The sequence below is a fragment of the Micromonospora costi genome, assembly GCF_003626655.1.
Taxonomy (GTDB): Bacteria; Actinomycetota; Actinomycetes; order Mycobacteriales; family Micromonosporaceae; genus Micromonospora; species Micromonospora costi.
Genome location: NZ_RBAN01000008.1, coordinates 1 through 23623 on the forward strand (window position 1 = coordinate 1; position 23623 = coordinate 23623).

Annotated in this window: 19 protein-coding genes; 9 read left to right on the forward strand and 10 right to left on the reverse strand. The window is 68.5% G+C overall.

What is annotated here, in order from left to right; translation table 11 throughout:
- Positions 1-194: hypothetical protein (locus D7193_RS33970; protein WP_206612023.1), on the reverse strand; the 194-nt coding region annotated here is incomplete at its 3' end.
- A 45-nt stretch (positions 195-239) separates the two neighbouring features.
- Here D7193_RS33970 and D7193_RS30035 point away from each other — a divergent pair.
- The 7 genes from D7193_RS30035 (at position 240) to D7193_RS30065 (ending at position 6357) form a co-directional block, all read left to right on the forward strand.
- On the forward strand, positions 240-1904 hold the full coding sequence (locus D7193_RS30035) for an SLC13 family permease (protein WP_120783037.1): 1665 nt from the start codon (positions 240-242) through the stop codon (positions 1902-1904).
- A complete protein-coding gene (locus D7193_RS30040; RefSeq protein WP_120783038.1) occupies positions 1901-2959 on the forward strand; it encodes a tartrate dehydrogenase in 1059 nt (352 codons plus the stop codon). Before D7193_RS30035 ends, D7193_RS30040 begins: the two co-directional genes overlap by 4 nt.
- A 129-nt stretch (positions 2960-3088) precedes the next feature.
- A complete protein-coding gene (locus D7193_RS30045) occupies positions 3089-3490 on the forward strand; it encodes a YbaB/EbfC family nucleoid-associated protein (RefSeq protein ID WP_120783039.1) in 402 nt (133 codons plus the stop codon).
- Positions 3477-3797, forward strand: a complete 321-nt coding sequence (locus D7193_RS30050) for a type VII secretion target (protein ID WP_120783040.1) — start codon at positions 3477-3479, stop codon at positions 3795-3797. Before D7193_RS30045 ends, D7193_RS30050 begins: the two co-directional genes overlap by 14 nt.
- Positions 3794-5071: a WXG100 family type VII secretion target gene (locus D7193_RS30055; protein ID WP_120783041.1), complete on the forward strand. Its 1278-nt coding sequence runs from the start codon at positions 3794-3796 to the stop codon at positions 5069-5071. Before D7193_RS30050 ends, D7193_RS30055 begins: the two co-directional genes overlap by 4 nt.
- A gap of 3 nt (positions 5072-5074) precedes the next feature.
- Entirely contained in the window at positions 5075-5305 is a 231-nt protein-coding gene (locus D7193_RS30060) for a hypothetical protein (RefSeq protein WP_120783042.1), read from the forward strand.
- Positions 5306-5625: 320 nt separating this feature from the next.
- Entirely contained in the window at positions 5626-6357 is a 732-nt protein-coding gene (locus tag D7193_RS30065; RefSeq protein WP_120783043.1) for a hypothetical protein, read from the forward strand.
- Positions 6358-6433: 76 nt separating this feature from the next.
- Here the strand turns inward: D7193_RS30065 and D7193_RS30070 are convergent, their stop codons facing one another.
- Complete coding sequence (locus D7193_RS30070; RefSeq protein WP_120783044.1) at positions 6434-12427, reverse strand: DUF4011 domain-containing protein; 5994 nt, start codon at positions 12425-12427, stop codon at positions 6434-6436.
- A 119-nt stretch (positions 12428-12546) separates the two neighbouring features.
- Between D7193_RS30070 and D7193_RS30075 the strand changes: the two genes are divergently transcribed.
- A complete protein-coding gene (locus tag D7193_RS30075; RefSeq protein ID WP_120783045.1) occupies positions 12547-13041 on the forward strand; it encodes a hypothetical protein in 495 nt (164 codons plus the stop codon).
- A gap of 79 nt (positions 13042-13120) precedes the next feature.
- Here D7193_RS30075 and D7193_RS30080 read toward each other — a convergent pair whose 3' ends face one another.
- The 3 genes from D7193_RS30080 to D7193_RS34420 form a co-directional block, all read right to left on the reverse strand.
- Complete coding sequence (locus D7193_RS30080; protein WP_120783046.1) at positions 13121-13468, reverse strand: hypothetical protein; 348 nt, start codon at positions 13466-13468, stop codon at positions 13121-13123.
- 590 nt (positions 13469-14058) lie between these two features.
- On the reverse strand, positions 14059-14310 hold the full coding sequence (locus D7193_RS30085; RefSeq protein WP_120783047.1) for a hypothetical protein: 252 nt from the start codon (positions 14308-14310) through the stop codon (positions 14059-14061).
- Positions 14307-14528 carry a DivIVA domain-containing protein gene (locus D7193_RS34420; protein WP_241563637.1) on the reverse strand — a complete coding sequence of 74 codons (222 nt, stop codon included), beginning with the start codon at positions 14526-14528 and terminating at the stop codon, positions 14307-14309. The genes D7193_RS30085 and D7193_RS34420 overlap by 4 nt, the downstream gene beginning before the upstream one ends.
- Positions 14529-14719: 191 nt before the next feature.
- On the opposite strand from D7193_RS34420, the gene D7193_RS30095 reads away from it, so the two are divergent.
- Positions 14720-14920 carry a helix-turn-helix transcriptional regulator gene (locus tag D7193_RS30095; protein WP_174242777.1) on the forward strand — a complete coding sequence of 67 codons (201 nt, stop codon included), beginning with the start codon at positions 14720-14722 and terminating at the stop codon, positions 14918-14920.
- 91 nt (positions 14921-15011) lie between these two features.
- On the opposite strand, the gene D7193_RS30100 is transcribed toward D7193_RS30095, so the two are convergent.
- From D7193_RS30100 to D7193_RS30120, 5 genes are read right to left on the reverse strand one after another with little or no spacing between them, the layout of a single operon-like run.
- The gene (locus D7193_RS30100; protein WP_120783049.1) at positions 15012-15653 is read right to left on the reverse strand and encodes a hypothetical protein; all 642 of its coding nucleotides are present in this window, start codon (positions 15651-15653) and stop codon (positions 15012-15014) included.
- A 41-nt stretch (positions 15654-15694) separates the two neighbouring features.
- Entirely contained in the window at positions 15695-17254 is a 1560-nt protein-coding gene (locus D7193_RS30105; RefSeq protein ID WP_120783050.1) for a serine/threonine-protein kinase, read from the reverse strand.
- Between the two features lie 21 nt (positions 17255-17275).
- The gene (locus tag D7193_RS30110; protein ID WP_120783051.1) at positions 17276-20392 is read right to left on the reverse strand and encodes a type I restriction endonuclease subunit R; all 3117 of its coding nucleotides are present in this window, start codon (positions 20390-20392) and stop codon (positions 17276-17278) included.
- On the reverse strand, positions 20389-21606 hold the full coding sequence (locus D7193_RS30115) for a restriction endonuclease subunit S (protein ID WP_120783052.1): 1218 nt from the start codon (positions 21604-21606) through the stop codon (positions 20389-20391). Before D7193_RS30115 ends, D7193_RS30110 begins: the two co-directional genes overlap by 4 nt.
- Complete coding sequence (locus tag D7193_RS30120; RefSeq protein WP_120783053.1) at positions 21599-23569, reverse strand: type I restriction-modification system subunit M; 1971 nt, start codon at positions 23567-23569, stop codon at positions 21599-21601. The genes D7193_RS30115 and D7193_RS30120 overlap by 8 nt, the downstream gene beginning before the upstream one ends.
- Between the last annotated feature and the right edge of the window lie 54 nt (positions 23570-23623).

Sequence of the window (23623 nt, forward strand, 5' to 3'; positions counted from 1 at the left end):
AAGGTGTCGGCGCCGTGGCGGGCGAGCGTGGCCAGATTCTCGTTGGCCGAGCTGTCGGCCCGCCGGTTGGTGATGGTCACGTCGGTCATCTCGGTGCTCCTGTCGGCGTCGACGATCTCGAAGCGAAAATACCGGGTTCGCGGCAAATGTCGCCGGCCCGCGCGCCAGTGGGCGTCCTTCGATCCGCTCCACACCCCGAAAGGCTTGCGTGAGCCAGGTCACAGTCGGATCATCGACAGATGGCAGACATCGATGCCGATGGACGCGACTCGCGCACGACCGTACCCGAGCAGCGACGCGACGGCCGCGCGGACGAGCCGGCTCAGGTCGACGTCGACCAGGCGTTACTCGGTGGTGCCACCTACCGCGGCCTGGCCGAGCAGCGGCTCTCCCCCGCCGAGGAACGCTTCGAGCGGCGCCGCCGCACGGTGGGCCTCGTCCTCGCGCCGGTCCTGGCGCTGATCTTCCTCGCCCTGCCGCTGGACATGCCGCCCAGCCAGCAGACCCTCGCCGGGATCCTGATCGGCGTGATCGCGTTGTGGATCACCGAGGCGGTGCCCATCCCGGTCGGCGGCCTCATCGGGGTCGGCGTGATCGTGCTGATGGGCGTCGCCCCGGCCGGCGACGTGCTGCAACCGTTCGGCTCCTCGACCGTGTTCACCTTCATCGGCGCCTTCATCCTCGCCCAGGCCATGCTCAAACACGGCCTGGCGCAACGGTTCGCGTTCCGCATCCTGTCGCTGCCCGGGGTCGGCAGGACCACCGGCCGGGTGGTCATCGCCTTCGGTGTCATCACGTGCCTGCTGTCGGCGTTCGTGTCCAACACCGCGACGGTGGCGATGCTGCTGCCCACCGCGCTCGGCATCCTCGCCGTCATCGCCAAACTGCTGCAGAGCCGCGGCCTCAGCAAGCCGGGCTGGGACCCGACCCGGCTGCGGGTGGGCTTCGCGCTGATGCTGATGCTGGCGTACGGGGCGAGCGTCGGCGGCCTGCTCACGCCCGTGGGCACACCGCCCAACCTGATCGGTCGGGCCCTCATCGAGGAGGCCACCGGGGAGCGCATCTCGTTCGCCGATTGGATGATCACGGCGTTCCCGATCTGCCTCGCCATGTTCCTGGTGCTGGCGACCATCCTGCTGCTGCTCAACAAGCCGGAGATCCGCCGCATCGAGGGCGTCGAGGAGTACGTCGCCGCCGAGCGGGCACGGCTGGGCAAGCTGTCCCGGGCCGAGAAGAACACCCTCATCGCGTTCGCCGTGACGGTCTCACTGTGGATCTTCCCGGGCATCGTCGCGCTGGTCGCCGGCACCGAGTCCCGCGTCTACGAGACGGTCAGCGGCCGGCTCAACGAGGGCATCGTCGCCGTGCTCGGCGCGTCGCTGCTCTTCCTGCTGCCCACCGACTGGCGCAGCCGCGAGTACACGCTCAACTGGAGCGACGCCGCCCGCATCGACTGGGGCACGATCCTCCTGTTCGGCACCGGCATCATCTTCGGCGCGCTGCTCGACGACACCGGCCTCGCCGAGACCATCGGCAACGCCAGCTCCGACTGGCTCGGCCTGACCAACGCCTTCGCCATCACCGCGTTCGCCGTGCTGCTGGCCATCATCATCTCCGAGACGACCAGCAACACCGCCTCCGCCGCGGTCGTCGTACCCATCGTGATCCCGGTCGCCGCGGCCGCCGGCGTGGATCCGTTCGTACCCGCCCTCGCGGCCACCTTCGCGGCGTCCTTCGGCTTCATGCTGCCCGTGTCGACACCGCAGAACGCCGTGGTGTACGGCTCCGGCACCGTGCCGATCACGCGGATGATCCGGTCCGGCGCCTCGTTCGACGTCATCGGGGCCATCCTCATCCTCCTGCTGCTGCCCCTCATGGTCGCCGTCGTGGGGCTCGGCCGATGAGCCAACGGATCGCCGTCATCCCGGGCGACGGCATCGGCGCCGAGGTCACCGACGCCGCCCGCGCCGTGCTCGACGCCGTCTGCCGCCGGCACGGCATCGACCTCGACTACGACGAGTACGACTGGTCGTGTGACCGCTACCTGCGCGAGGGCACGATGATGCCCACCGACGGGTTGGCGGTGCTGCGGCCGTACGACGCGATCCTGCTCGGCGCGGTCGGCGCGCCCGGCGTGCCCGACCACGTCTCGCTGTGGGGCCTGCTGATCCCGATCCGGCGGGCCTTCCGGCAGTACGTCAACCTGCGGCCGGTGCGGGTGTTCGACGGTGTCGACAGCCCGGTGCGGGACGCGCGGCCGGGTGAGGTCGACCTCGTCGTCGTACGGGAGAACGTGGAGGGTGAGTACAGCGAGATCGGCGGGCGGTTCGACCGCGGGCACCCCGAGGAGATGGCCGTGCAGGAGTCGGTGTTCACCCGGGCCGGGGTGAGCCGCATCGCCGACTACGCCTTCGAGTTGGCGCGCACCCGCCGCCGCCACGTCACCTCGGCCACCAAGTCCAACGGCATCGTGCACACCATGCCGTTCTGGGACGAGGTCGTGGCCGAACGGGCGGCCGCCTTCACCGACGTACGGTGGCGCGGCGAGCACATCGACGCGCTCGCCGCGAAGTTCGTGCTGCAACCGGGCAGCTTCGACGTGGTGGTGGCGTCCAACCTGTTCGGCGACATCCTCAGCGACCTCGCCGCGGCGGTGGCCGGCTCGATCGGCATCGCCCCGTCCGGCAACCTCGACCCCACCCGCACGTACCCGTCGATGTTCGAGCCGGTGCACGGCTCGGCGCCGGACATCGCGGGCACGGGTGTGGCCAACCCGGTCGGCGCGGTGTGGTCGGCGGCCATGATGCTCGACCACCTCGGGCACGGCGCGGCGGCGCGGGATGTGCTGGGGGCCATCGAGGCGACGCTGCGCGAGCCCGGTACGCGCACGCGCGACCTGGGCGGCACCGCCGGCACCCGGGAGGTGACGGCCGCCCTCGTCGACCGGCTGGACGGCTGAGAGCACGGCTCCGCGGCCCGCGCGCGGTCCACCATGCCACCGGACGGCCGCCACCTCGACGGGACAGCACACACCGCGAGCGGTTGGTAACGTCGCGGTGATCGTCGCGCTGTTCCTGGGGAGGGTCGCGTGTGGGCGGACGAGGCTGCGCTGGACGCGGCGGCGCGGCGGCTGGGCGAGTGGGAAAAGGGCATCACCGACCGGGCGGCGCGAGCGAAGACGTTGTCATCGCAGGTGCAGGCGCTGAGCGGCACCGCGCGTAGCGCTGATCACCTCGTCGAGGTCACCGTCGACTCCAGCGGCGCCCTGGTCGCGCTCCGGCTCGACGAACGCACCCGGCAACAGCCCGCCGCACGCACCGCCGCGCAGATCCTCGCCACGACCAAGGCCGCGCAGGCCGACCTGCTGCGGCAGGTCACCGCCGTCGCGACCGGGACGCTCGGCGACGACGACCCGACGGCGCAGGCGGTCGTCGACTCCTACCGACGCCGGTTGGACGCGGACACGGACGCCCCGGATGACCACCGGTGACGCCTTCCAGGTCGACCCCGACGATCTGACCGCGCACGCCGGGCGGCTCGACCGCCAGGCCGACAGCCTCGACACCGCCCGCCAGGCGGGACAGCACGTCCGGCTCGACGCCGATGCGTACGGGCAGCTCTGCGTACTGATGCCGATGCTGCTCGACGAACTGCAACGTACGGTCGTGGACGCCATCGGCGCGGCGGCCGAATCGGTCCGCGACACCGCCGGGAGGCTGCGTAACAGCGCCGAGCGTTATCGGGCCGCTGACGCGCACAGCGAACACCTGCTCGACCAGGTACGGCGTCAGTTGTGACCAACCCACTCGTCGCATCCGCCGAGGACAGCCCGCCCAGCGCGTGGGCCGGCGTCTGGATTCTCGAAGACATCGAGCTCATCCACCAGGGCGTCCAGAACGGCAGTTGGATCGACGGCACTCTCGGCGTGGTGAGCGCCGGCCTCGACGCTCTCGCCTTCGTCTCCGATCCCGTCGGTGCCCTGCTCCAGTACGGCATCGCCTGGCTCATCGAGCACGTCAAACCCCTCAGCGAGGCCCTCGACTGGCTTGCCGGTGACCCGGCACAGATCACCGCGCACGCCCAGACCTGGCGCAACGTCGCCGCATCACTGCGCGACGAGGTCGACGCCCTCGCCGGCGCCGTCCGTAACGATGTCGCCGATTGGGGCGGCGCCGCCGGGGCCGCCTACCGCGCCTGGGCGACCGAGCAGCATCAGGCCATCGGCGGTCTCGCCGAGGGCGCCGACACGATGGCGACCATCACCGAGGCCACCGCGGGCCTCGTCGCCGCCGTCCGGCTCCTCGTCCGCGACGCCATCGCCACCTGCGTCTCCCGCCTCATCGTGTACGCGGCTGAACTTGTCGCCACCGCCGGGCTCGCCACACCACTGGTCGCCGAACAGGTCACGACGCTGGTGGCGTCCTGGGCCGCTCGGATCGCGCGGCTGCTGCGAGCCTTGATTAACAGCCTGCGCCGCCTCATCCCCGAAGTCCGCCGCCTCGCGGAACTGATCGAGAAGCTCAAGCAGGCGCTCGGCCGACTCAGAGGTTCGTCTGACGCGCATCCCGTTCGGGTCGCAGAAGAGGGGATGGTTCATGGCGGCCACACCACACGACCTCGCAACGTCGCCGACTACGATCGTCAAGAGCGTTGGGCCGGTGAGGCATACGAGGCGATTCGTCAAGAGGAGGACGCTGATGCCATAGCACGGCATGTGGTTGACGCCCCTCGGCTCGACGGCTCCCGAGGCTTCTCCCTGGACGAGATCCGGCAGATCCGTCGACACGTCTTTTTCGAAGAGCACCCCATGGACGACTATGCGGGCGGCATCATCCATCAGCGATACGACCCAAGCGCGCCGATGGCCGAAGCATGGCTGCGCCTCCGTCGTGGCAGCCCACTGCCGGAAGACTATGCATTGCTCGAGCACGAGTTGGCCGAATCCAACTATTACCGCACGCACCCGCAGGCGGACTATCGAGAGGCTCACGCCGCGGCGAACCGTATATCGAATTGGGAGAGATCGGTTCCCGATCCAACCTACGAGGACTACTCGATCTTCAGAGGATAGGCCATGGGAATGATGGTAGCGGCGCGGCGGGTGGAGACCGCGACGAGCGTCGTGCGGTACGAGTTCGGATTCGAGGATCACTTCGACCGGGTCCTGACAATCGATCCGACGACCCTTGAGGCGCGCGTCGAGGACGGGAACTTCGATTCCGCGGCGAGCGCCATCACGGCGAAGATTGTCAACGCCTGGCGGTCAGGTGGCGAATTCCCGCCGCGGATCATCTTCGCAAGTTGAGTCCGCTGGCCATCGGCCCCGACGTATTCGGCCTCGCCTAGGCGTACCACTGGTCGGTTCAGCCGCGGGCCGGCTTCTACCGTGATCACCAGCGAGCCGTCCACACTCTGTAGTCAAAACGTCAGATCTGATCATGGACGCACGCCCCGGCGTAGGCTGCTCGACTGCGACCCAGGTGGACACTGCTCGCCCCTCCCCGCCACAGGCGTCTCAATCAACGAGTTCGCCCATCAACACGGTGTCCACCATTCAACGACCTGACTGACGGTTCGCTCAGCTGGTCGAGTGGGCGCCTTGACGCGATGGCGAAGGAGCAAGGCATGGCAGCAGGTGCCCTCGACGGACCAGTTCCGGAGGCAGCCGTACGTGGGCAGCGCGTCCTCGATCTTCTGGACAAGGCGATCGCCGTCCAGAGCCCGCTGGTGCGCAAGAACATCGCCCGGGCTCGCCAGCGGAATCCGGAGGCGACACCAGCAGAGGTGATCCGCAACCTGGAACGGATGTACGTCAGCGCCTTGGCCGGGACGGGTGCGGCGGTGGGAGGAGCCGCCGCCGCGCCCGGCGTCGGTACGGGCGTCGCGCTGGCGCTGTCGGCCGGCGAGGTTCTCTCGTCCCTTGAGCTGAGCGCCCTCTTCGCGCTCTCGATCGCCGAAGTCCACGGCGTCCGCATCGATGAGATCGAACGCCGACGAACGATCGTGATGGGCATCATGCTCGGCGGATCGGGCTCTGCCACCATTGGCAAGGTCGCCGAGCGTACAGGGCAACACTGGGGACGCCAGGTCGTCGCCAAGGTACCTCTCGAGACGCTGCGTCAGATCAACAAGATCTTGGGGAAGAACTTCATCACGAAGTACGGGACCAAGCAGGGAATCATCGTTTTCGGTCGAGTGGCACCGTTCGGTATCGGTGCCGTGATTGGGGGTGGCGCCAACGCTGCCCTCGCCACCCTGGCTGTACGCGCCGGCCGTCGCGCATTCGGGCCGCCCCCGACGTCATGGCCGGAGCAGACGGCGGACACAGCGCCGACGTCCGAGGACTCGCAGGACTGACCCTCGGTGCGCGGGAGGGCGGCGAACACCCGCCTCCGCCACCGGAGTCCACTCCGGGGAACTGGTTCTCCTGCCGTCAACCGAGCGTGAGGCGGCCGTCCTGGTCGTAGCGGAGACGGCCGCTGGTCACGGCGACGTGCAGACCGTACCGGAGCAGTTTGTCAATCTTGTCGGTACGCCGGCGGTAGCCGAGCCGCTCAAGGCCGGCGCGCAACAGCCGCTCCTCGTCCATGCTCGGTACGCCGTGCAGCGCGTGCACGAAGGCGTTGGCCACCTCCTCCGGCGGGACCTCCTCGAACGCCCGGTCGTTGCTCGCCTGGGTGACCCGGTATCCCCGGTACGTCTGCGGGTCGGTGCCGTCCGGCCAGGCGTACCGGCCCACGGTCGGGTGGGCGTAGAGGCGCCGGGAGTCCACGAGCGCGAGCACGGCGAGGCGCCGGTCCTCGCGTGTCCGGAGGAAGCCGAACCGGGCGAGGGCCAGGCGGGCGAGGCGGTGCTGTTCGACGGGACCCTCCGCCTCGATGATCTCGCGGAGGGACTCGCGCATGAGCGCGCGTACCCGCTGGTCGGAAGCGAGAAGGTCGAGGTCGGCCTGGTCGCCGAGCGGCGTCGGGGCGTACGGGATGAAGGTGCGGACCGTGATGTCGTCCGGCGCGGTCACCGACGTGACCGGCGCGGGCGGGGCGGCGAGGGCCGTGACGGGCGTCGGCACGCCGACCTGATCGCCGTCCGCCGCGAGAAGCGGTTGCGCTGTTCCCGTCGGTGACGGCGGAACCTCGACATCGGCTGCGGATCGCGGCTGGGGCAGGGCGACATCGGCGTCCGGCGCGGCATCGCTCGCGGGCTCGGGCGTCGGGGCGACAGCCGCCGGCAAGGCACCGGTCGCGGGTGCCTCGGCGCGGGCGACCGCCTCGTCGACGCGGTCGAGCAGAGCGGACCGGTCGTGGATCCACGCCGGCAGCCAGAAGCGGACGACCTCCGGCCAGCCCATGATCGAGCGGAGCAGTGTGGGCGCCGAGTCGCGGTCGGCCACCGTCGGGCGGGCGCCCCAGTCAGGACCGTCCAGCATGACGGCCACCTGCCAACGCGGCGATCCCGGTGCGCGGACAGCGATGTCGACCGTGAAGTCTGACAGGCCGTGCGAGGTACGAACCTCGTGGCCGCGCTCGCGCAGTGCCGAGGCGACCGCCTCGCGGATCCGGCTGCGCCGCTCGGTGCGGTCGGTGGCGAGGTCACCCAGGCGGTCGGCACCCGCGGCGGCCATCTCGCAGTACGCGCGCAGGTGCTGGGTGCCCACCGCAGACGTCCGGGACAGGTCGATGTCCGACGGGTCGAACGAGGAGTAGAGGACGACCTGGCGGCGGGCCCGGGTGATGGCCACGTTGAGTCGCCGCTCTCCGCCGGCCTGGCTGAGCGGACCGAAGTTCAGTGGGAGCTGTCCGGTCTCCGGGTTGGTGGAGAAGGCCAACGAGAACAGGATCACGTCGCGTTCGTCGCCCTGCACGTTCTCCAGGTTCTTGACGAAGATCGGCTCGGCGACCGCACCGGAGAGGTGCTCGCGGATGATCGGGTCGGCGCTGTCCTCCAGAAGGTTGAGGATGAGGTCCCGCTGCTGGATGTTGAAGGTCACCACGCCGACCGACTGGGCTGCGGTGGCCGGATCGTGCAGGCGCCGGGTGATGTCGGCGAGGATCGCCCGTGCCTCGACATCGTTCGTGCGGGAGCCGCCCCGGTCGTACTGGCCGTCGACCCGGCGCCAGGTGATGCCGGCGGAGCTGCTGGCACCGGGCGAGGGGAGGCTGGACAGCTTGTTGTCGTAGTAGTAGCGGTTGGAGAAGGCGATGAGGGACTCGTCGTGGCTGCGGTAGTGCCAGGACAGCCACCGCTGCGGCAACCCTGACTCGACGGCCTCGCTGAGGATGCTCTCCAGGTCCTCGGGCACTGGTCCGTCGCCCTCGTCGACCTCGTCCGTGGTGTGGCTGGCCTGCATGGTGCTGCTCGGCGGCATCTGCCGCGAGTCGCCGACCACCACCACGGCGCTGCCCCGGCCCATCGCGCCGATCGCCTCGGCCACCCGGATCTGCGACGCCTCGTCGAAGATGACCAGGTCGAAGCGTTGGCTTCCCGGTGCGAGGAAGTTCGCCGCCGACGCGGGGCTGACGAGCACACAGGGCGTCAGCGCCAGCACGGCGTCCGCGTACTGCGCGAACAGTTCCCGGAAGGACCTGCCGCCGCGCTTGCGACGCAGTTCGGCGGCGAAGTCGGCGAAGCGACCCCGACGGTCGGTCGGGCTGAAGGGGCGGCGGCGGATCAGCACCGAGGGCAGGCGCTCGGGCAGCGCCGACCGCAGCTGATCGGCGGAGGCCTCGAACTGGGCGATCTCGTCGTCGTGCAGCTCCGGGTCGAAGTACTGCAGGCCGCCGGCCCGCACCCGTTCGGCGAGGGAGGCCGCAGCGACCCCCCGGCGGTAGATCTCCTCGGCGAGCTGGCCGTTCACCTCGCCACAGAGCAGCTGGGACCGGTAGTCGGTCAGACCGGCGGACGCGAGCACATCGGCGTGGGCGAGGACGGTGGCCCAGCGCCGTAGCGGGAACAGCTCCTCGGTGTGCAGGTCGTGGAGCCAGGTCGCGCCGTCCCGGTGCCAGGCGTCGACCCAGTGGGTGTTCGAGGCCCACAGGGCCAGCTCCGGTTCCCCGGAATGCAGCACGCCGCGCCAGGCCCGCCACCGGGAGGCGACCCGGTCCAGCAGGGCGGCGTCGACGTCGGTGATCCCCCGCTGGAACGCGTCCCAGGCCTGCGGGTGCCGAGCCAGCAGCGCCCGGCCGGCCCGGGTCGCCTCGACCGCCTCGGTCAGCCGCTCCTGCGCGTCCGGGTTCGTCGGCTGCCACCCGGGCAGGTACAGGCCGCCCAGCGCGGCCGCGTTCTGGTGCAGCGCGGCGGCCTGCGCTTGGGCGGCGACCAGGCGGCCGGTGGTCACCTCGATCCGCTCGGCGTCGAGCGTCGCGCCGGCGACCAGGTACACGGCCAGCTTGTCGGCGACCGCCTGCCGGCGTTTGCGCTTGCCGAGCAGCTTTTTCGCCGCCTCCTCCGCCTCGGCGTGCCAGAGGGTCAGCTCCTGGCGGGCGTACACGTCGGGCCGGAAGGTGGCGAGTTCACCGGCGAAGCCCTGGTGGAAGGCGGACAGGTCGGCCTGGAGCCGGGCCACCGCCTCGTCCCACCTCCGGTCGCCGGCACGTAGGGTCGTCTCGCGGTCCGGCAGCAGTCCGCGTACGGCGAGCCAGGCGCCGGCCTGCAACTCGGTGACGGTCTCCGGGGTGGGCAGCGTTCGCAGCAGCCCGACGAGGTGCGGGTGTGCGGCGAGGTCGGCGCGGAGACGTTCGAGCTCAGCGGCGATCTCGGTGACGGCCGCGGCGTGCAGCCCGTCCAGGGTGCGGCAGCCGCTGAGGGCCCAGGGATGCTCGGGCCGGAGCCGCGCCGAGCGGGCTGCGGCCGGGAACTCACGGAGGGCCCGCTCCACCTGCGCGCGTACGTCGGTGGGTGCGTGCAGGTAGCTCACCGGAATCGGGGCGGCCGGCCCGTCCCCGTACGCGAGGACCTGCTCGTAGGCCGACCAGAGTGACATCCCGACGGGGTTGGTGGTGTGGACCTGCTTCGGGTATTCGACGAGCGGCGCCAGCCGGGTCCGGTAGGCCGTCTCGACGGCCGTCCAGTCGCCGTCGCCGCCGTCGTCGTAGTGGTCGAGGGCCTCCCGCAACTGCTGACGGATGGCGTTGAGGGACTGCTTGCGTCCGTGCAGGTCGAGGGCGAACGGTCCGAGGCCGACCTGCTTGAGGCGGCGCTTCACGACCTCGAGGGCTGCCTGCTTCTCGGCGACGAACAGTACCGACCGGCCGGAGGCGACGGCTCGGGCGATCATGTTGGTGATGGTCTGCGACTTACCGGTGCCGGGCGGGCCTTCCAGGACGAAGGACTGGCCGCGCTCGGCCATCACGATCGCCTGCATCTGCGAGCCGTCCGCCGGGATCGGCAGGTGCAGCTCGGCCTCGTCGACGGTGACGGTCGTGTCGTGGTCGGGGCGGGCCGGGTCGTCGAAGGTCGCGCCGGAGGATTCCACCAGGTGCCGGACGACCGGGTTCTCCATGAAGCGCGGCCAGTGGTCGCCGAGGTCGCGCCACATCTGGAACGTGGAGAACTGCAGCAGGCGGAGGCTCGCGGTCTCGTCGATGCGGTAGTTGAGTCGGTTGTCCAGGAGGCCGGCGCTGATGGCGGCGAGCGTCTTGGCGATGTCGATGCCGTGCTCGTCGAGCACCGGCTGCTCCAGTTCGGGGATCCGGACGTTGTGTTTGACCCGGAGCCACTCGATGAGGCAGTAGTTGGGACTGGCGACCTCGGTGCCGTCGATGACCATCGCGTACGGGCGACGCCCCGTGCCGCCCTCGATTCGCACCGGCAGCAGGAACAGCGGCGCGTACGCCTCTCCCCCGGTGGTCTTGGTGTGCACCAGCGTGCCGATGGTCAGGTAGAGGTAGTTGCTGCCGGTCTCCTGCTCCATCGTGCGCGCCTCGCGCTGCAGCGCCCGCATGGCGGTCTTGTACTTGGCGTCGGTGACGGCGCCGTAGACCCGCCGGTCGGTCCGCAGCTCCCGGGTCAGCATCTCGGCGTCGAGGTCCTGGGCCCGGCGGGCCCCGGCCAGCTCGTGGACGTGGCTGATGTCGTCCTGCGGGATGATCTGCACCTGCCGGCCGTCGTGGATGAGGTCGTCGAGCAGTGCCAGCGCACCGGACGGCACGTGCAGGTCCAGCCCCCGGCCGCGCTTGGGCAGGTTGAGCAGCGGGTTGCGCAGACTGAGGTCGAGCAGCGACTTGCGCCACTGTTGGATGCGCGCCGGTGAGCCGTCGGAGGGCGTCGTCACCTCGTCGCCCTCGTCGGCGAGCTGGCGGAGCTTCGCGGCGGCGACACCGGGCGGGAGGTCGAGGGACGCGGTGGCGGTTTCGGTGTCCGTTTCGGCGGTGACCGGCACGACCAGCTCGTCGGCGGACGGCAGCGGCCGGATGCCGGAACGGTGGGCCAGGTGAACGTCGACGACGCCCTGCAGCCGGTGGCCCTCGCCGCGGAAGTGGCCGAGCCCGACCCGTACCGCCTCGGTGAAGGTGGCCGACTGGGCGCCGGGCCCGATGCGGGTCAGCTCGACCGGCACTGCCCGGCCCGAGTCCACCATCGATATCAGCAGGTTCGTCTCGGTGACCGCCGCGGAGCCGAGCCGCTCCTCTTCCAGCAGGAAGCCGCCGAAGGCGTGCCCCTCGCTGATGAAGACGAGTGGATGCAGACCCGCCGCCTCCAGGCAGGCGGCGTACGTGACGGACAGGTCGAGGCAGTTGCCGAGCCGCCCGTCCAGCACCGCGGCCGTCGTCCGCACCTTCTGGCCGGTGTTCTCGAACGACGCGGGCAGGGTCTGGTAGGTGATCTCGAGCTGGCGCAGCGCCTCGTACACCGCCCCGGCGATCAGCGCCGCCCGCTCCGAACCCTCCTGGTAGCCCTGCAACGAGCCGGAGCCGGTACGGGCGAGGAGGAGCTGCGCTGCCGACCGCAGCACCGCCTCGACGGCCCGGGTGTTCGGCTGCACGAAGGCCGCCAGGCTGTCGTAGAGGGCGGGGCTGTTGAACCACTCGTTGTGCGCCAGCACTCGTGACGGGGCGACCAGCGTCAGCGTCTCGTCGCCCGCCTCGACTGTCAGACGGTAGTCGACCGGGAAGGCCTCGTCAGTGCGGTAGAGCAGCGCGCGGTCGGGGGTGACGTCCCGGAAGTCGTCCCAGCCCGTGCTCGCGCCCGGTCGCAGCGGCGCAGCGAGAGTACACGTCCACGGCTCGGTGAGCGCGCCGTCGGGTCCTCGCAGGTCGAGGGTGAGGGTCACGTCCGACAGCGGCTCGATTCCCCGGTTGGTCAGCGTGAGATGGCGGACCAGCGGCACCCGGTTGTGCACCAGGGCGGCGTTGATCGCCGGCTGCACGAGCAACGCGACGGCGAGCCGGTCGTCGTCGGCGGTGAACTGCGCGAAGACGCTGTCGGACATGGGTGTTTCTCCAGGTGGGGAGGCCAGCGAGGGCCAGCCTAGCGGTCACCCGACCGGTGGACCGTCCCCCGGCCATCCGACGATCTTGGAAGTCGTACGCCTGAAACAGGATGTGCGCCATGACAACGCACCACCCGAACAGCCTGCGCCTGGTCTACGGCCACGCCAAGAACCACGACTGCCTCGCCTTCATCGACGCCGACACCGCCGCCGGGGAGGCCGCGGAGATCCGGGCGCTCGCCTCCGCTCGTACCTGGGGCGAGGCCCGGCAGGTGCAGATGACCCACCTGGACAACCCCGCCGGACCCGACTGCTACGACGAGGACGACTACGCCGACGACAAGCCCTTCGACATCACGGAGGTCGGCTCAGTCGTGGAAGGGTACTGGCCACCGATGGTCACGACGCGGGCGTTCGACGTGCTGCCGCAGGACCTGCGGGACCGGTACGGCAAAGTCGTGTATACGGTTCACAACGGTGAGTACCTTGACGTTCCGCTCGACCGCGAGGCCGCACTGGTCGCGGAGCTGCGTGAGCGCGGCTACGAGGTGACCCGCGACGATGACCGCATCAACCTGCTCGACGGCGTCGATCTCGGCTCGCTGACCGCCTGAGGACCAACGGAGACGCCGGCATCGCTTCCTCGGACCGGCACCGCCGTTCATGTGCGGCCGGCGTCTCCGTGGCTCGTGCTCACCGGCGGCGCTTGTTGAGGCTCGGAAGCCCGCCGGACACCGTCCGCACGCTGCCGTCCGGGTTGCTCCGGCCCGGCTTCTGCAGGGCCTCGGTGACCCGACGGCCGGCGAGGTCGGAGGCGCCCAGGTTCACGACGACCCGGTCCGACCGCCGCCAGCTCCGCAGGCGAGCCAGAGCCTGCTCGTTGTCGACAATGCCCGTCAGGGTACGAATCGCCGGCATCGCCCTGGCCGGGTCAATCAGCAGGAGCTGTGCGACGTCGGCAGGGCTCAGTTTGCGCGGCGTGGTGTTGCCCACCGGAACGAGCGAGGCGTGGATCTCGTCGTCCTGCCGCCACAGCCACACCGACCGCTTGCCGTCGCCGGCCCCGCATCACGGGCGTTGCGGACGCGATGGTCGACCGGCGTGACGGCGTTGTAGCCGCCTTGCCGGAAAGATGAGCCTGGGCAGCGGTCGCGGACGGCGTCCGCCGTCGCGACTGCGGCGGGACGCGGACGTCGGTGGCCGGGCGGGTCGGGGGTGGCGGCTCCGACGGAGCTTCCCCGGCTGGTCGGGGATGCTCGACGGGTTCCTGACGTTGGCGTACGAACCAGCCGGCGTGCTCCCACTGCTCCGGCGTGAACCTGACCGGGATGATCTCGGGTACGTTCGGAGCGGACGGGTCCTGGACGGTGAGGAGGGCCCGCCGCCTCGCATGGTCCGCCGCAGTGGGCGACCCGATGTCGAGGACCGCGGCCAACGGGATATGCCGAGTGTCCGCCTTCAGCCAGGGCAGCAACCGCCGACGCCGGACGACAAGATGCTCCCGCTCGAACCAGGCGTCCAACCGCCGAACGGCCACTCCGACCACCTCCCGTGCTGCGCACGTTAGCGGCGTGATGAGTGCTACTCACTCGGCGCAACGGCCAGTCGGCACGACGGATCGTCTGATTACGTCAGCGACGCAGGCGGCGGGCGCACTCACCGTCGTGGCCGTCGCGGAGCACGCAGCGCCGACCACCGGGCAGCCGCACGTCGCAGAAGACGCGGTGCCGGACGAACTGCATGTCTTCCTCGGAGATGGTCATCTCCCCGGGATCCATCATCGGCAGCACGGTGATCCAGCGGCCGACGACTAGGGCCAGGCGTTGCGCGGCCGACAGATCGGCGGCGATGACCGGCAGGTGAATCACGAAACGTGCGCTCACCGGCGGCCACCCTCAGCCTGCTCGGACTGCCACCGGCGCAGCGCGACCTTGATCCGCAGGTTCTCCTGGCGCTGCTTCGTGATCTCGGCGTGGAGCGCCATCATGTCGGCAGCCACCCGGTCGAGGAAGGCGTACACCTCGTCGGGGTTGAGGCCGCGGCGTCCGAGCCGGGAGGGCTGGAATCGGCGCTCGCGCACCTGCCACGGCAGCAAACTCATGTACGTACTGGATCGGTAGGTCGCACCACTGCCTACCGGCCAAGGCCCTTGACTACGGGTGCTCAACTCTGCCTTCCTCCTCCAAGCAGGACAGCGTGCGCAGATGCACAGCCTACACGAGCAGGGAGCGTGTGCACAGTTCATCTGCGCACTGAGCGTGTGTTCAGTTCGCATGCTCTTAACGTGACGGCGTGGAAGAACTTCGACTGGTGGCCAGCCAGGAGATCCAGGAGATGCTGGGCGTCTCACGGACACGCGCGTACCAGATCACCAACTCGAAGTCCTTTCCCGATCCGGTGGCCGTCCTGTCCGTTGGGCGCATCTGGCGCGCGGAGGACGTGGAACGGTGGATCAAGGAGCACCGGCGGGACCTGCAGGACTCGGAAGAGTAGCGACAGGCAGATCCGAGCGATGCGCGGTCAAGCCGTGAGACGACGTACTGCCGGCCCGGCGACGTGGCGTCGAGCTGGTCTCGGTCCTGACCTAACGTGACGGCCGGATTTGGACACCCAACCAGCGCAACTGCCCGTTCGCGCCGTCGAGCCGCGTGTAGTCATTCCAGGCGAGCCTGTAGCTGCCGATGAGAGTCCGCTCGTTGTCCGCGTAGTAGCTGCCCTCGGTGCCCCATCGCAGGGTGCCCGTCACGGTACGCCCGTCGTGGATTCGGAAGTGCTGGTCGCGCGTGAGTCGAGAGTGCCTGGGCGGGGCCCACAGCGGCTGGTGGTTGGTCAGCATGATCGCGAAGCCGCTGGTCAGGGTCGGGTCGGCAGCGCAGAGTCGTTCGAGCCGCGCGACGTCGAAGATGAAGTTGCGTCGGGCCAGGTCGTCGGCCGCGTGCTCCCGCAGACGGAACTGCTCCCCGGTCGCCGGGTCGGTGCCGTCCCACCGTGCGGTGAAGTACTTGAACTCGATGGCCGTACGCCCCTGCGGTCCGAAGCACAGTAGGTCGACGTGTTCTCCGCCGGCCTGCCGAGCCTCCAACCGGACCTGGACTGAGGGCCGCAGGCTGTGCAACGTCCAGGCGAACGCGTGCTGGAAGTCGGCCTCCGAATGGAAGACAGCACGGCGGCCGACCAGCTCGGCCATGACCGCGGCCACCTCAGCCTCACCTGCGATCAGCGTCATCCTTCGCCCCTCCCCCAACGTCCACGTTGTCGATGTCGTTTCTAGAGATCGGGTCCGCGTCTGATCTGAGCGATCCGACCGTCCAGTGTCCTCACGTGCACAGACTCCGGTCCGTACTCGGCGACGAGGATCGGCCGGAGCGCCTCGAGATGGCGAAGGCCCTCGGTCGCGCGGCCGACGGCGGGTAGCATCATGCCGAGGCGGTAGGTGGCGTCCCGGTGCAGGGGATCGTACGGCTCCGCGAGGGCGAGGAACTCGGTGAGCTGTTTGACGGCCTCGTCGATGTTGCCGATCTCGGCGTTACTGACGCCCGAGTAGTAGTAGAGCACCGCCATGTCGTCGCCGCCGTCGAGCTTCGGGAGGATCTCGTCGAGGACGGCCGCCACCCGGCTGAACTCGTCGGCGAACCACAGCGTCGATGCCAGAGCCACCTGCATCTCCAGCTTCAACGCCGGCTCAGCGGCGGCCCGCCCCACCGCCTCGTCCAGCAGATCGATCGCCTGCTGGAACTGCGAATCCTGGACCAGGTCGCCGACCCGCTGCTGGATGTCGATCGCCTCGTCAACGCTCAGTGGCGCCGAGGTCGCCGATGTCGGCTTCGGGGCGGGGGCGGCTCCGCGCTGCCGGGGCGCGGGTGCGAGTGGGCGGAGGAAGGGGCGGCGCGGGTCACGGTTGCCGCCGGGTCCTGCCGGACCGGGCTGGGCGGCGATCGGGAGCAGCGTTTCGTAGATGTCCTCTGCTGAGGGGCGCTCAGCGGGCCGCTTCGCCAGCATTCGCGCGATCAGATTGTCGAGATCGGCAGGCACGTCCGCGCGCAGCGCGCGCGCCGACGGTGCCGGGGTGTTGACGTGGTGATCCTGGTAGGAGCGACTGTTCGTCTCCACGAACGGGACGCGCCCGGTGAGGGCCTCGTACAGTACGCAACCCAACGCGTAGACGTCGCTCGCCGGCCCGACCGGGTTGCCCAGAGCCTGTTCCGGCGGCATGTACGGTGGACTGCCGACGGTCAGGCCGACCTGGGTGAGCCGCGGGAGGGCACTGGCGCCGCGCAGGATGGCCACCCCGAAGTCGAGAACCTTGACCACTCCCCCGTCACTGACCATGAGATTCGAGGGCTTGATGTCGCGATGGACGACGTCGACCCGGTGGACGTCAACGAGGGTGGCCGCCACCTGAGCTGTGATGGCGACCGCCCAAGTGATCGGCCACGGGTCGGCGCCATAGTTCCGGGAGGCGATCAGCTCCTCAAGGGTCTGCCCGTACACCAACTGCATCACCAGGTAGATGCGGCCGGTCGACTCCTCGACGCCGAAGTCGTACACCGCGGGGATGCCGGGCAGTTCCAGCCTCGCAGTCGTACGGATCTCCCGCAAAAACCGCTCCCGATCTGCCGCCGCCGCCTCGTTGAACGCCGCGCTCTCCGCGCTGCCGAAGGTCGCCGCGGGTCCGGACGTGCTCCGCATCAGCTTGATCGCCACGCGGCGGTCCAGGTGCCGGTCGTAGCCGCTCCAGACGGCGCCCATGCCGCCGCTACCGATCGGCGCGTCGACGCGGTACCGGTCCGCGAAGACCCACTCCTCAGCCGGTATCACGTCGCTCACGGCGTGCCTTCCCCCGGATCGTCACTCGCCGGTGGTCACTATTTCACGCTTCTCGCTCGCCTCGGAGACCTGACTGCGGAGCTTGCGCAGGGCTTCGGCGCGAGACGGGCTCAGGATCAGGCCGTACGCCCGGCGCCGGGCCTCCGCCTTGACGGCGGCCTGGAACTCCGGGTTGTCGAAGTACCGCCCGACGAATGCGGTGTTGCGATCGTGGTTGCGGGCAACGATGTTGTCCAGCTCCGGGTCGGCGACCTGACCGAACCTTTCGATGTCGTTGTTGAGCGCGACCTGTTGCATCTTCTCGTCCTCGGCCAGTGAGATGATCTGCTGCACGAGCAGGATCTGATCGGACGAGCTGAGGTCGTAGCCGAAGCGCTCGTTGAGTTCCTCGATCACCTCGCTGAGCGGCTTCTCCTCGACCCGGCGAGCGGCACCGCCGTCGGGCGAGAAGCCGGGGATGAGGTGCGCGCCGGAGGGCTGCAGCGACAGGTCTTCCTCACCGAGCTTGCGGATGCGCAGGTGGCTCAGCGTCGCCTCGCCGACATCCACGCCCGCACCGGGCTCGCGAGGTAGCCGCCGGAGCAGAAAGCGGCTGTAGAGGTAGAGCCGTTCCAGGTCCGGGTCGGCGTACCCGACGACCTGGGCCAGGAAGCCGTACGCCCGGACGTAGTCGCTCACCGACGAGCGGAACTCCTCGGCGCGGTCTCGGTCGTCCTTGGCGAGCTCGGTGAACCGGTCGACCGCCGGCTCAAGGAACCGGTACAGCGCGGCGTGCGCCTTCTCCAGTTGCCCGTCGGTCGTCGAGGACTGCTCGGCGGCGAGCAGGGCCTCGGCGAAGGCGTCCATCTCCGACTCGACAAGCAGTTGATAATCCATCACCTCGCGCTGCTTGTCGTAGAGCAGGTTCGGGTCGGTCGGCTCGGTGATGGTGGTTTCGAAGTACGGCTTGAACGCCTTCTGGATGTCCTCGGCCTTGTTGGCGAAGTCGAGCACGAAGACATCGTCCTGCGTCTTGTCCGGATGGGTGCGGTTCAAGCGGGACAGGGTCTGAACGGCTGCCACGCCGGCGAGCGGCTTGTCGACGTACATCGCCGCGAGCAGCGGCTGGTCGAAGCCCGTCTGGTACTTCTCGGCGACGACCAGGATCCGGTACTCGGTCTGGTTACGGGCCGCGGCCTGCGGATCGCCGGCCTTCGTGTACGCGAAGGCGTCCGGCAGCGCCGCCTCGGAGAAGCCGTTGAGCTTCGGCTCCGTGTAGTCGATGCCGTCGAGGGTGAGCGTGCCGGAGAACGCCACGAGCGGCGCGCAGTCGGTGATGCCACGCTTGTCGAGGTACTTGCGCATCGCCTGGTAGAGCCGCAGCGCGTGCTCGCGCGAGCGGGTCACCACCATGGCCTTGGCCCGCCCGCCGATGCGCTCGCTGACCTCGGTACGGAAGTGTTCGATGATGATCTGCGCCCGCTGGTCCTGCGACTCGGGGTGCAGCTCGGCCGCCCGTACCAGTTTGGCCTTGGCCTTCTTCGGGTCGACCTCGGGGTCGGCGGTCTCCGTGGCCTCGACTGCCGCGTTGGCCAGCCGCCACCGCGCCTCGTACGTGATGTAGTTGCGCAGCGCGTCCAGGATGAAGCCCTCCTCGACGGCCTGGCGCATCGAGTAGACGTGGAACGGCTCCATCTGGCCGGTCTCGGGGTTGCGGGTGCCGAACAGCTCCAGCGTCTTCTGCTTCGGCGTGGCGGTGAAGGCGAAGTAGGACAGGTTCCCATGCCTGCCTCGTGCCAGGGCGGAGGCGGTCAACAGGTCGCCGTCGGCGTCGATGTCGTCCGAGCCGAGCCGACCGAGCGCCTTCTTCAACGCGTTCGCTGACTCCCCCGACTGCGACGAGTGCGCCTCGTCAATGATCACTGCGTACCGGCGCTCGCCCAGCTTGGCGACCTTGTCGAGCACGAACGGGAACTTCTGCAACGTCGTGATGATCACCCGGGCGGTCGAGCCGGTGAGGGCGTCGGCGAGCTGCTGGGAATCCTCGTCGATCTTCCTGACCACGCCTGCCACGTGGTCGAACTGGTAGATCGTGTCCTGCAACTGCCGGTCGAGTACGACCCGGTCGGTAATGACGATGGCCTTCTCGAAGACCGGTCGGTTGTTCGCATCGTGCAGGTTGGACAGCCGGTGCGCCAGCCAGGCGATCGTGTTCGACTTGCCGGAGCCGGCCGAGTGCTCGATCAGGTAGTTGTGGCCCGCGCCGTGCTGGGCGGCGTGGTCGACCATCTGCCGCACGGCGTGCCACTGGTGGTAACGCGGGAAGATCAACGGGCTCCCGTGCGGGTTGGGCTTGCCCTTCTTCGGAACCTCCACATGCACGAACCGTTGCAGCAGTTCGAGGAAGTTGTCCCGCTGCCACACCTGACGCCACAGATAGGAGGTCTGGTAGCCGTCGGCCGGCGCGGGAGGGTTGCCCGCACCGCCGGATACCCCAGGCCCATCCGAGCCCACGTTGAAGGGCAGGAACCGCGTCCGATCGCCGGCCAGCCGCGTCGTCAGGAAGACGAGGTGCGGATCGACGGCGAAGTGCACGAGGCTACGGCGCGCGAAGATCAGCTCCTTAGGGTCGCGGTCCTTCCGGTACTGGCGCTTCGCATCCTCGACATCCTGCCCGGTCAGCGTGTTCTTTAGCTCGGCGGTGGCGATCGGGATGCCGTTGACGAACAGGCCCAGGTCCAGCTCGTCGCCCGTCTTCGCCGAGTAGCGCAACTGCCGCACCACGGTAAGCCGGTTCGCCTGGTACTCGTCGAGCGCGCCAACGGCGAGTGTGTGGCCGGGCCGGAAGTAACAGAGCTGGATAGTGACGCCCCGGTCCTTGACCCCGTTGCGGAGCACGTCGAGCGCACCCCGCTTGTCGATCTCGGCCGCGACCCGCTTTGCGAACTCCCGCTGGGCGGTGGCCAGATCGCCGTAGGCGGTGATCAGCCGGTCGAACTCCTTCTTCTGGGTCGCTCCGATGAAGGTGTCCAGCTCGCCGGTGTCCAGGCCGAGGTCGGGCCGATAGCCGTTCGACAGCCCGCGGTGCCAGCCGGCTGCGAGGAGTTCAGCCTCGATCGTCTTCTCGAACGCGTCTTCCTTGTAGACCTGTGCGCTCACGACAGGTCCGCCCCCCTCGCGGTGCTGACATCGAACTGTCCGGTGACCGCCGCCGTAATCAACGCCTGCCGCCGCTCTGCGAGGAGACGGAGTTGACGTTGAATAGCCACTGGCACGCCCGCCAATTGCGCTGACCTATCTTCTATCTCAGTCACCAAAGCCTGCTGCTCTTTCGAAGTCAACTTAGGCACGGGCCAGGCGAGGATGTCCTCACCTCGGAGCTTCACCATCGACTGTGAAGAGCCACGAGCAACTTCACGCACCAATTGTCGTGTGCGAGTACTGAGAATACATTGCAGGGCAAAAGACACCAGGACTCCGTCCAGGAGGTCGAGCCGGTATATCAAATCAGGGAGCAAAAGTTTTCGGCCGTCGACTGCCGCGATCGCGGCGTCACCCACCAAATCTGGCGTGTTGGCACGCGTTACCAACAGGTCTCCAGACCGCACTACATGCCGCTTGTCCGGCGTTACGCCGCTCGGAAGCCGCTTGTTCTCAGGCGCTTTGAAAACCGCTCGCTTCACGGAGCTGAGTTTCAGAACTCCCCACTCGTCGCCGTCGGCAGGAATGTTGTCACATTGCGGACTCGAACCCTGAGTAATACCTCTAGCCAGCCTTCTTAACGGCACTGATCCATGCGACTTGAACGCTTCGTCAATGACAACATCACGAACCGCCTGCTCCTTCTCGGTCACCAGCGCACCTGTCCGACTATAAAGCTCGACTAGGCGATCCATGCGGGCGGTTTCGGCGTCGAGGAAGTTGGCGATCCGCCACTGCTCTTCAAGCGGAGGTACCGGCAGTCGCACGTCGGCAAACGCATCCATGTCGATGCTCTGACCCTGGCGTATGCCTTGGGTAATGTTCGCCAGCATCGAGATTAGCAATTGAGACCTGAAGTAGTACTTGTAGTACCGAGGCTCAAGGCCGTCGACACAACGGAGGACGTGGTAGGCCGGACTCACGATCCCTCTCACTTGGGAGTGGGAAATCCCATGTTGGAATGATCGAAGTCCAATTACGAAGTCGTTGGGCTCGACGAGCTTGTAGTTTGAGACGTTCGAGTCCGGGTTCCAGACCGAAAAGTCGAGGTCATCGCGTAGGGAAACTCCGGTCTTCGTAGCAGAGGCAAGCGGGGCGTTGGCGCCGCGCACGTCAATCCGCCGCATTACATGCCGTGCGCGGCGGGACTCCCACTTATAAATGTCACTCATCTCCGCCGGTCACCTCGCTCAGCAACGCTTGAATCTGAGATTCCAGCTCCCGAAGTTCGGCGTCGATCTCGGCCAGCGGCCTAGGCGGTTTGTAGACGTAGAAGTGGCGAGTGAACGGGATCTCGTACCCGATCTTGGTCTTGCTCTCGTCGACCCACGCGTCGGCGACGTGCGGGCTCACCTCGCGCTCGACGTACTCGTGGATGTCCTCGGCGAGCGGCACGTTCTCGTAGTCACGCAGGTCCGGGTCCGGCACGACCTCACCCTTGACCTTTTGCACCTCCCCGTCCGGGTCGCTGACGGAGACGCTGTCCATGATGGCCTTCGCGGCGGCGCCGGACGGCCACAGCACGCCACCAGCGACGGCGGCCGCGTGGAGTGCGTCCTTGGCCTCGGCCTTGGTACGCCACACCGCGCCGAGCAGCGGCTTGAATGCGCCGATCAGCTCGTCGCGGTGCGCGTACCGGGAAAGCGGCTTGCTCTCCGCGAGCGCGGCAAGGGTCTCCTCGGTGATCTCGAAGCGGAGCTTGAGCGGCCGCTCCACGGTGATCCGCTGGTAGCCGAAGTCCGTGGTCCGGAAGACCTTGACCTTTCCGTGATCCGGGTGCACGTCGTCCGCCGCGATGGTGAGGGCCTGGCCGTAGAGCCTGGTGATGTAGGCGATCTGCTCCTCGGAGATCATCTTGCGCTTGTCACCGAGGCTCTTGCGCATCTTGACCCACTGGTCCCGGGCGTCGAGCAGGATCACCTTGCGCTCGAGGTTCTCCGCCTTCCGGTTGGAAAGGATCCAGAAGTACGTGGAGATGCCGGTGTTGTAGAAGAGCTGGTCGGGCAGGCCGACGATGCCCTCGAGCAGGTCGTTCTCGAGGATCCAGCGGCGGATGTTCGACTCGCCGGACTCCGCGGCGCCGGTGAAGAGCGGCGAGCCATTGAAGACGATGGCGATGCGGGAGCCACCCTTCTCCGGCGGCTCCATCTTGGAGATCATGTGCTGCAGGAAGAGGAACGAGCCGTCGTTGATGCGCGGCAGGCCGGCGCCGAAGCGGCCCAGGTGCTCGAGCTTGGCCTCGGCCTCGACCTCGTCCTTCACCTTCTTCCATTCCACCCCGAAGGGCGGGTTGGCCAGCAGGTAGTCGAACCGCCGGCCCTCGTGGCCGTCGTCGCTGAACGAGTTGCCCAGATGGATGTTCGACGGGTCCTGGCCCTTGAGCATCATGTCGGAGCGGCAGATGGCGTACGACTCGGGGTTCAGTTCCTGACCGAAGAGGCGCACCGTCGCGCTCGGGTTGAGCGAGGTGATGACCTCCTCCGCCGCCGAGAGCATTCCGCCGGTGCCGCAGGCCGGGTCCAGGACGTTGATCACTGGTGCTCCGGTGAGGTGCCCGCTGTCCGGGCCGATGAGCAGGTTCACCATGAGCTTGATGACCTCGCGCGGGGTGAAGTGCTCACCGGCGGTCTCGTTCGAGATTTCGGAGAAGCGCCGGATCAGTTCCTCGAAGACGTAGCCCATCTGATGGTTGTCGACCCGCTCCGGGCTGAGGTCGATGTCCCGGAACTTCTGCACCACCGGATAGAGCAGCTTGGCCGACTGTAGGCGCGCGATCTGCGTGTGGAAGTCGTACTTGTCGATGATCTCGCGAGCGTTCGGCGAGAAGCCGTTGATGTAGTCGGTGAGGTTCTTCGCTACGTCCGGCGCGGACGCTCCGATGGTCTCGAAGCTCTGCTGGGACGTGTTGTAGAACGGCAGGCCGGCCGCGAGCCGGAGCAACTGGTCCTTGTTGGTGAGCTTCAGCGAGGCGTCTCGGTCCCACACTGCCTTGCGGGTCGGCGCCATGACGCAGTCCAGGCGGCGCAGCACGGTCAGCGGCAGGATCACCTTGCCGTACTCCGACTGCTTGTAGTCGCCGCGCAGCAGGTCGGCGACCGACCAGATGAAGCCGGCCAGGCTCTGGTGGGTACTCACGTGAACAGCTCGCTTTCACTACTCGTCGGGCGCGCGAACGCCCCTGGTCCCAGC

What these genes read in the sequence shown, in the direction of transcription:
- D7193_RS30100 (WP_120783049.1), bottom strand. Translation starts at nt 15,653, where the DNA reads ATGACGCTGATCGCAGGTGAGGCTGAGGTGGCCGCGGTCATGGCCGAG.
- D7193_RS30040 (WP_120783038.1), top strand. Translation starts at nt 1,901, where the DNA reads ATGAGCCAACGGATCGCCGTCATCCCGGGCGACGGCATCGGCGCCGAG.
- D7193_RS30115 (WP_120783052.1), bottom strand. Translation starts at nt 21,606, where the DNA reads ATGAGTGACATTTATAAGTGGGAGTCCCGCCGCGCACGGCATGTAATG.
- D7193_RS30060 (WP_120783042.1), top strand. Translation starts at nt 5,075, where the DNA reads ATGGGAATGATGGTAGCGGCGCGGCGGGTGGAGACCGCGACGAGCGTC.
- D7193_RS30065 (WP_120783043.1), top strand. Translation starts at nt 5,626, where the DNA reads ATGGCAGCAGGTGCCCTCGACGGACCAGTTCCGGAGGCAGCCGTACGT.
- D7193_RS30075 (WP_120783045.1), top strand. Translation starts at nt 12,547, where the DNA reads ATGACAACGCACCACCCGAACAGCCTGCGCCTGGTCTACGGCCACGCC.
- D7193_RS30035 (WP_120783037.1), top strand. Translation starts at nt 240, where the DNA reads ATGGCAGACATCGATGCCGATGGACGCGACTCGCGCACGACCGTACCC.
- D7193_RS30070 (WP_120783044.1), bottom strand. Translation starts at nt 12,427, where the DNA reads ATGTCCGACAGCGTCTTCGCGCAGTTCACCGCCGACGACGACCGGCTC.
- D7193_RS34420 (WP_241563637.1), bottom strand. Translation starts at nt 14,528, where the DNA reads ATGAGTTTGCTGCCGTGGCAGGTGCGCGAGCGCCGATTCCAGCCCTCC.
- D7193_RS30050 (WP_120783040.1), top strand. Translation starts at nt 3,477, where the DNA reads ATGACCACCGGTGACGCCTTCCAGGTCGACCCCGACGATCTGACCGCG.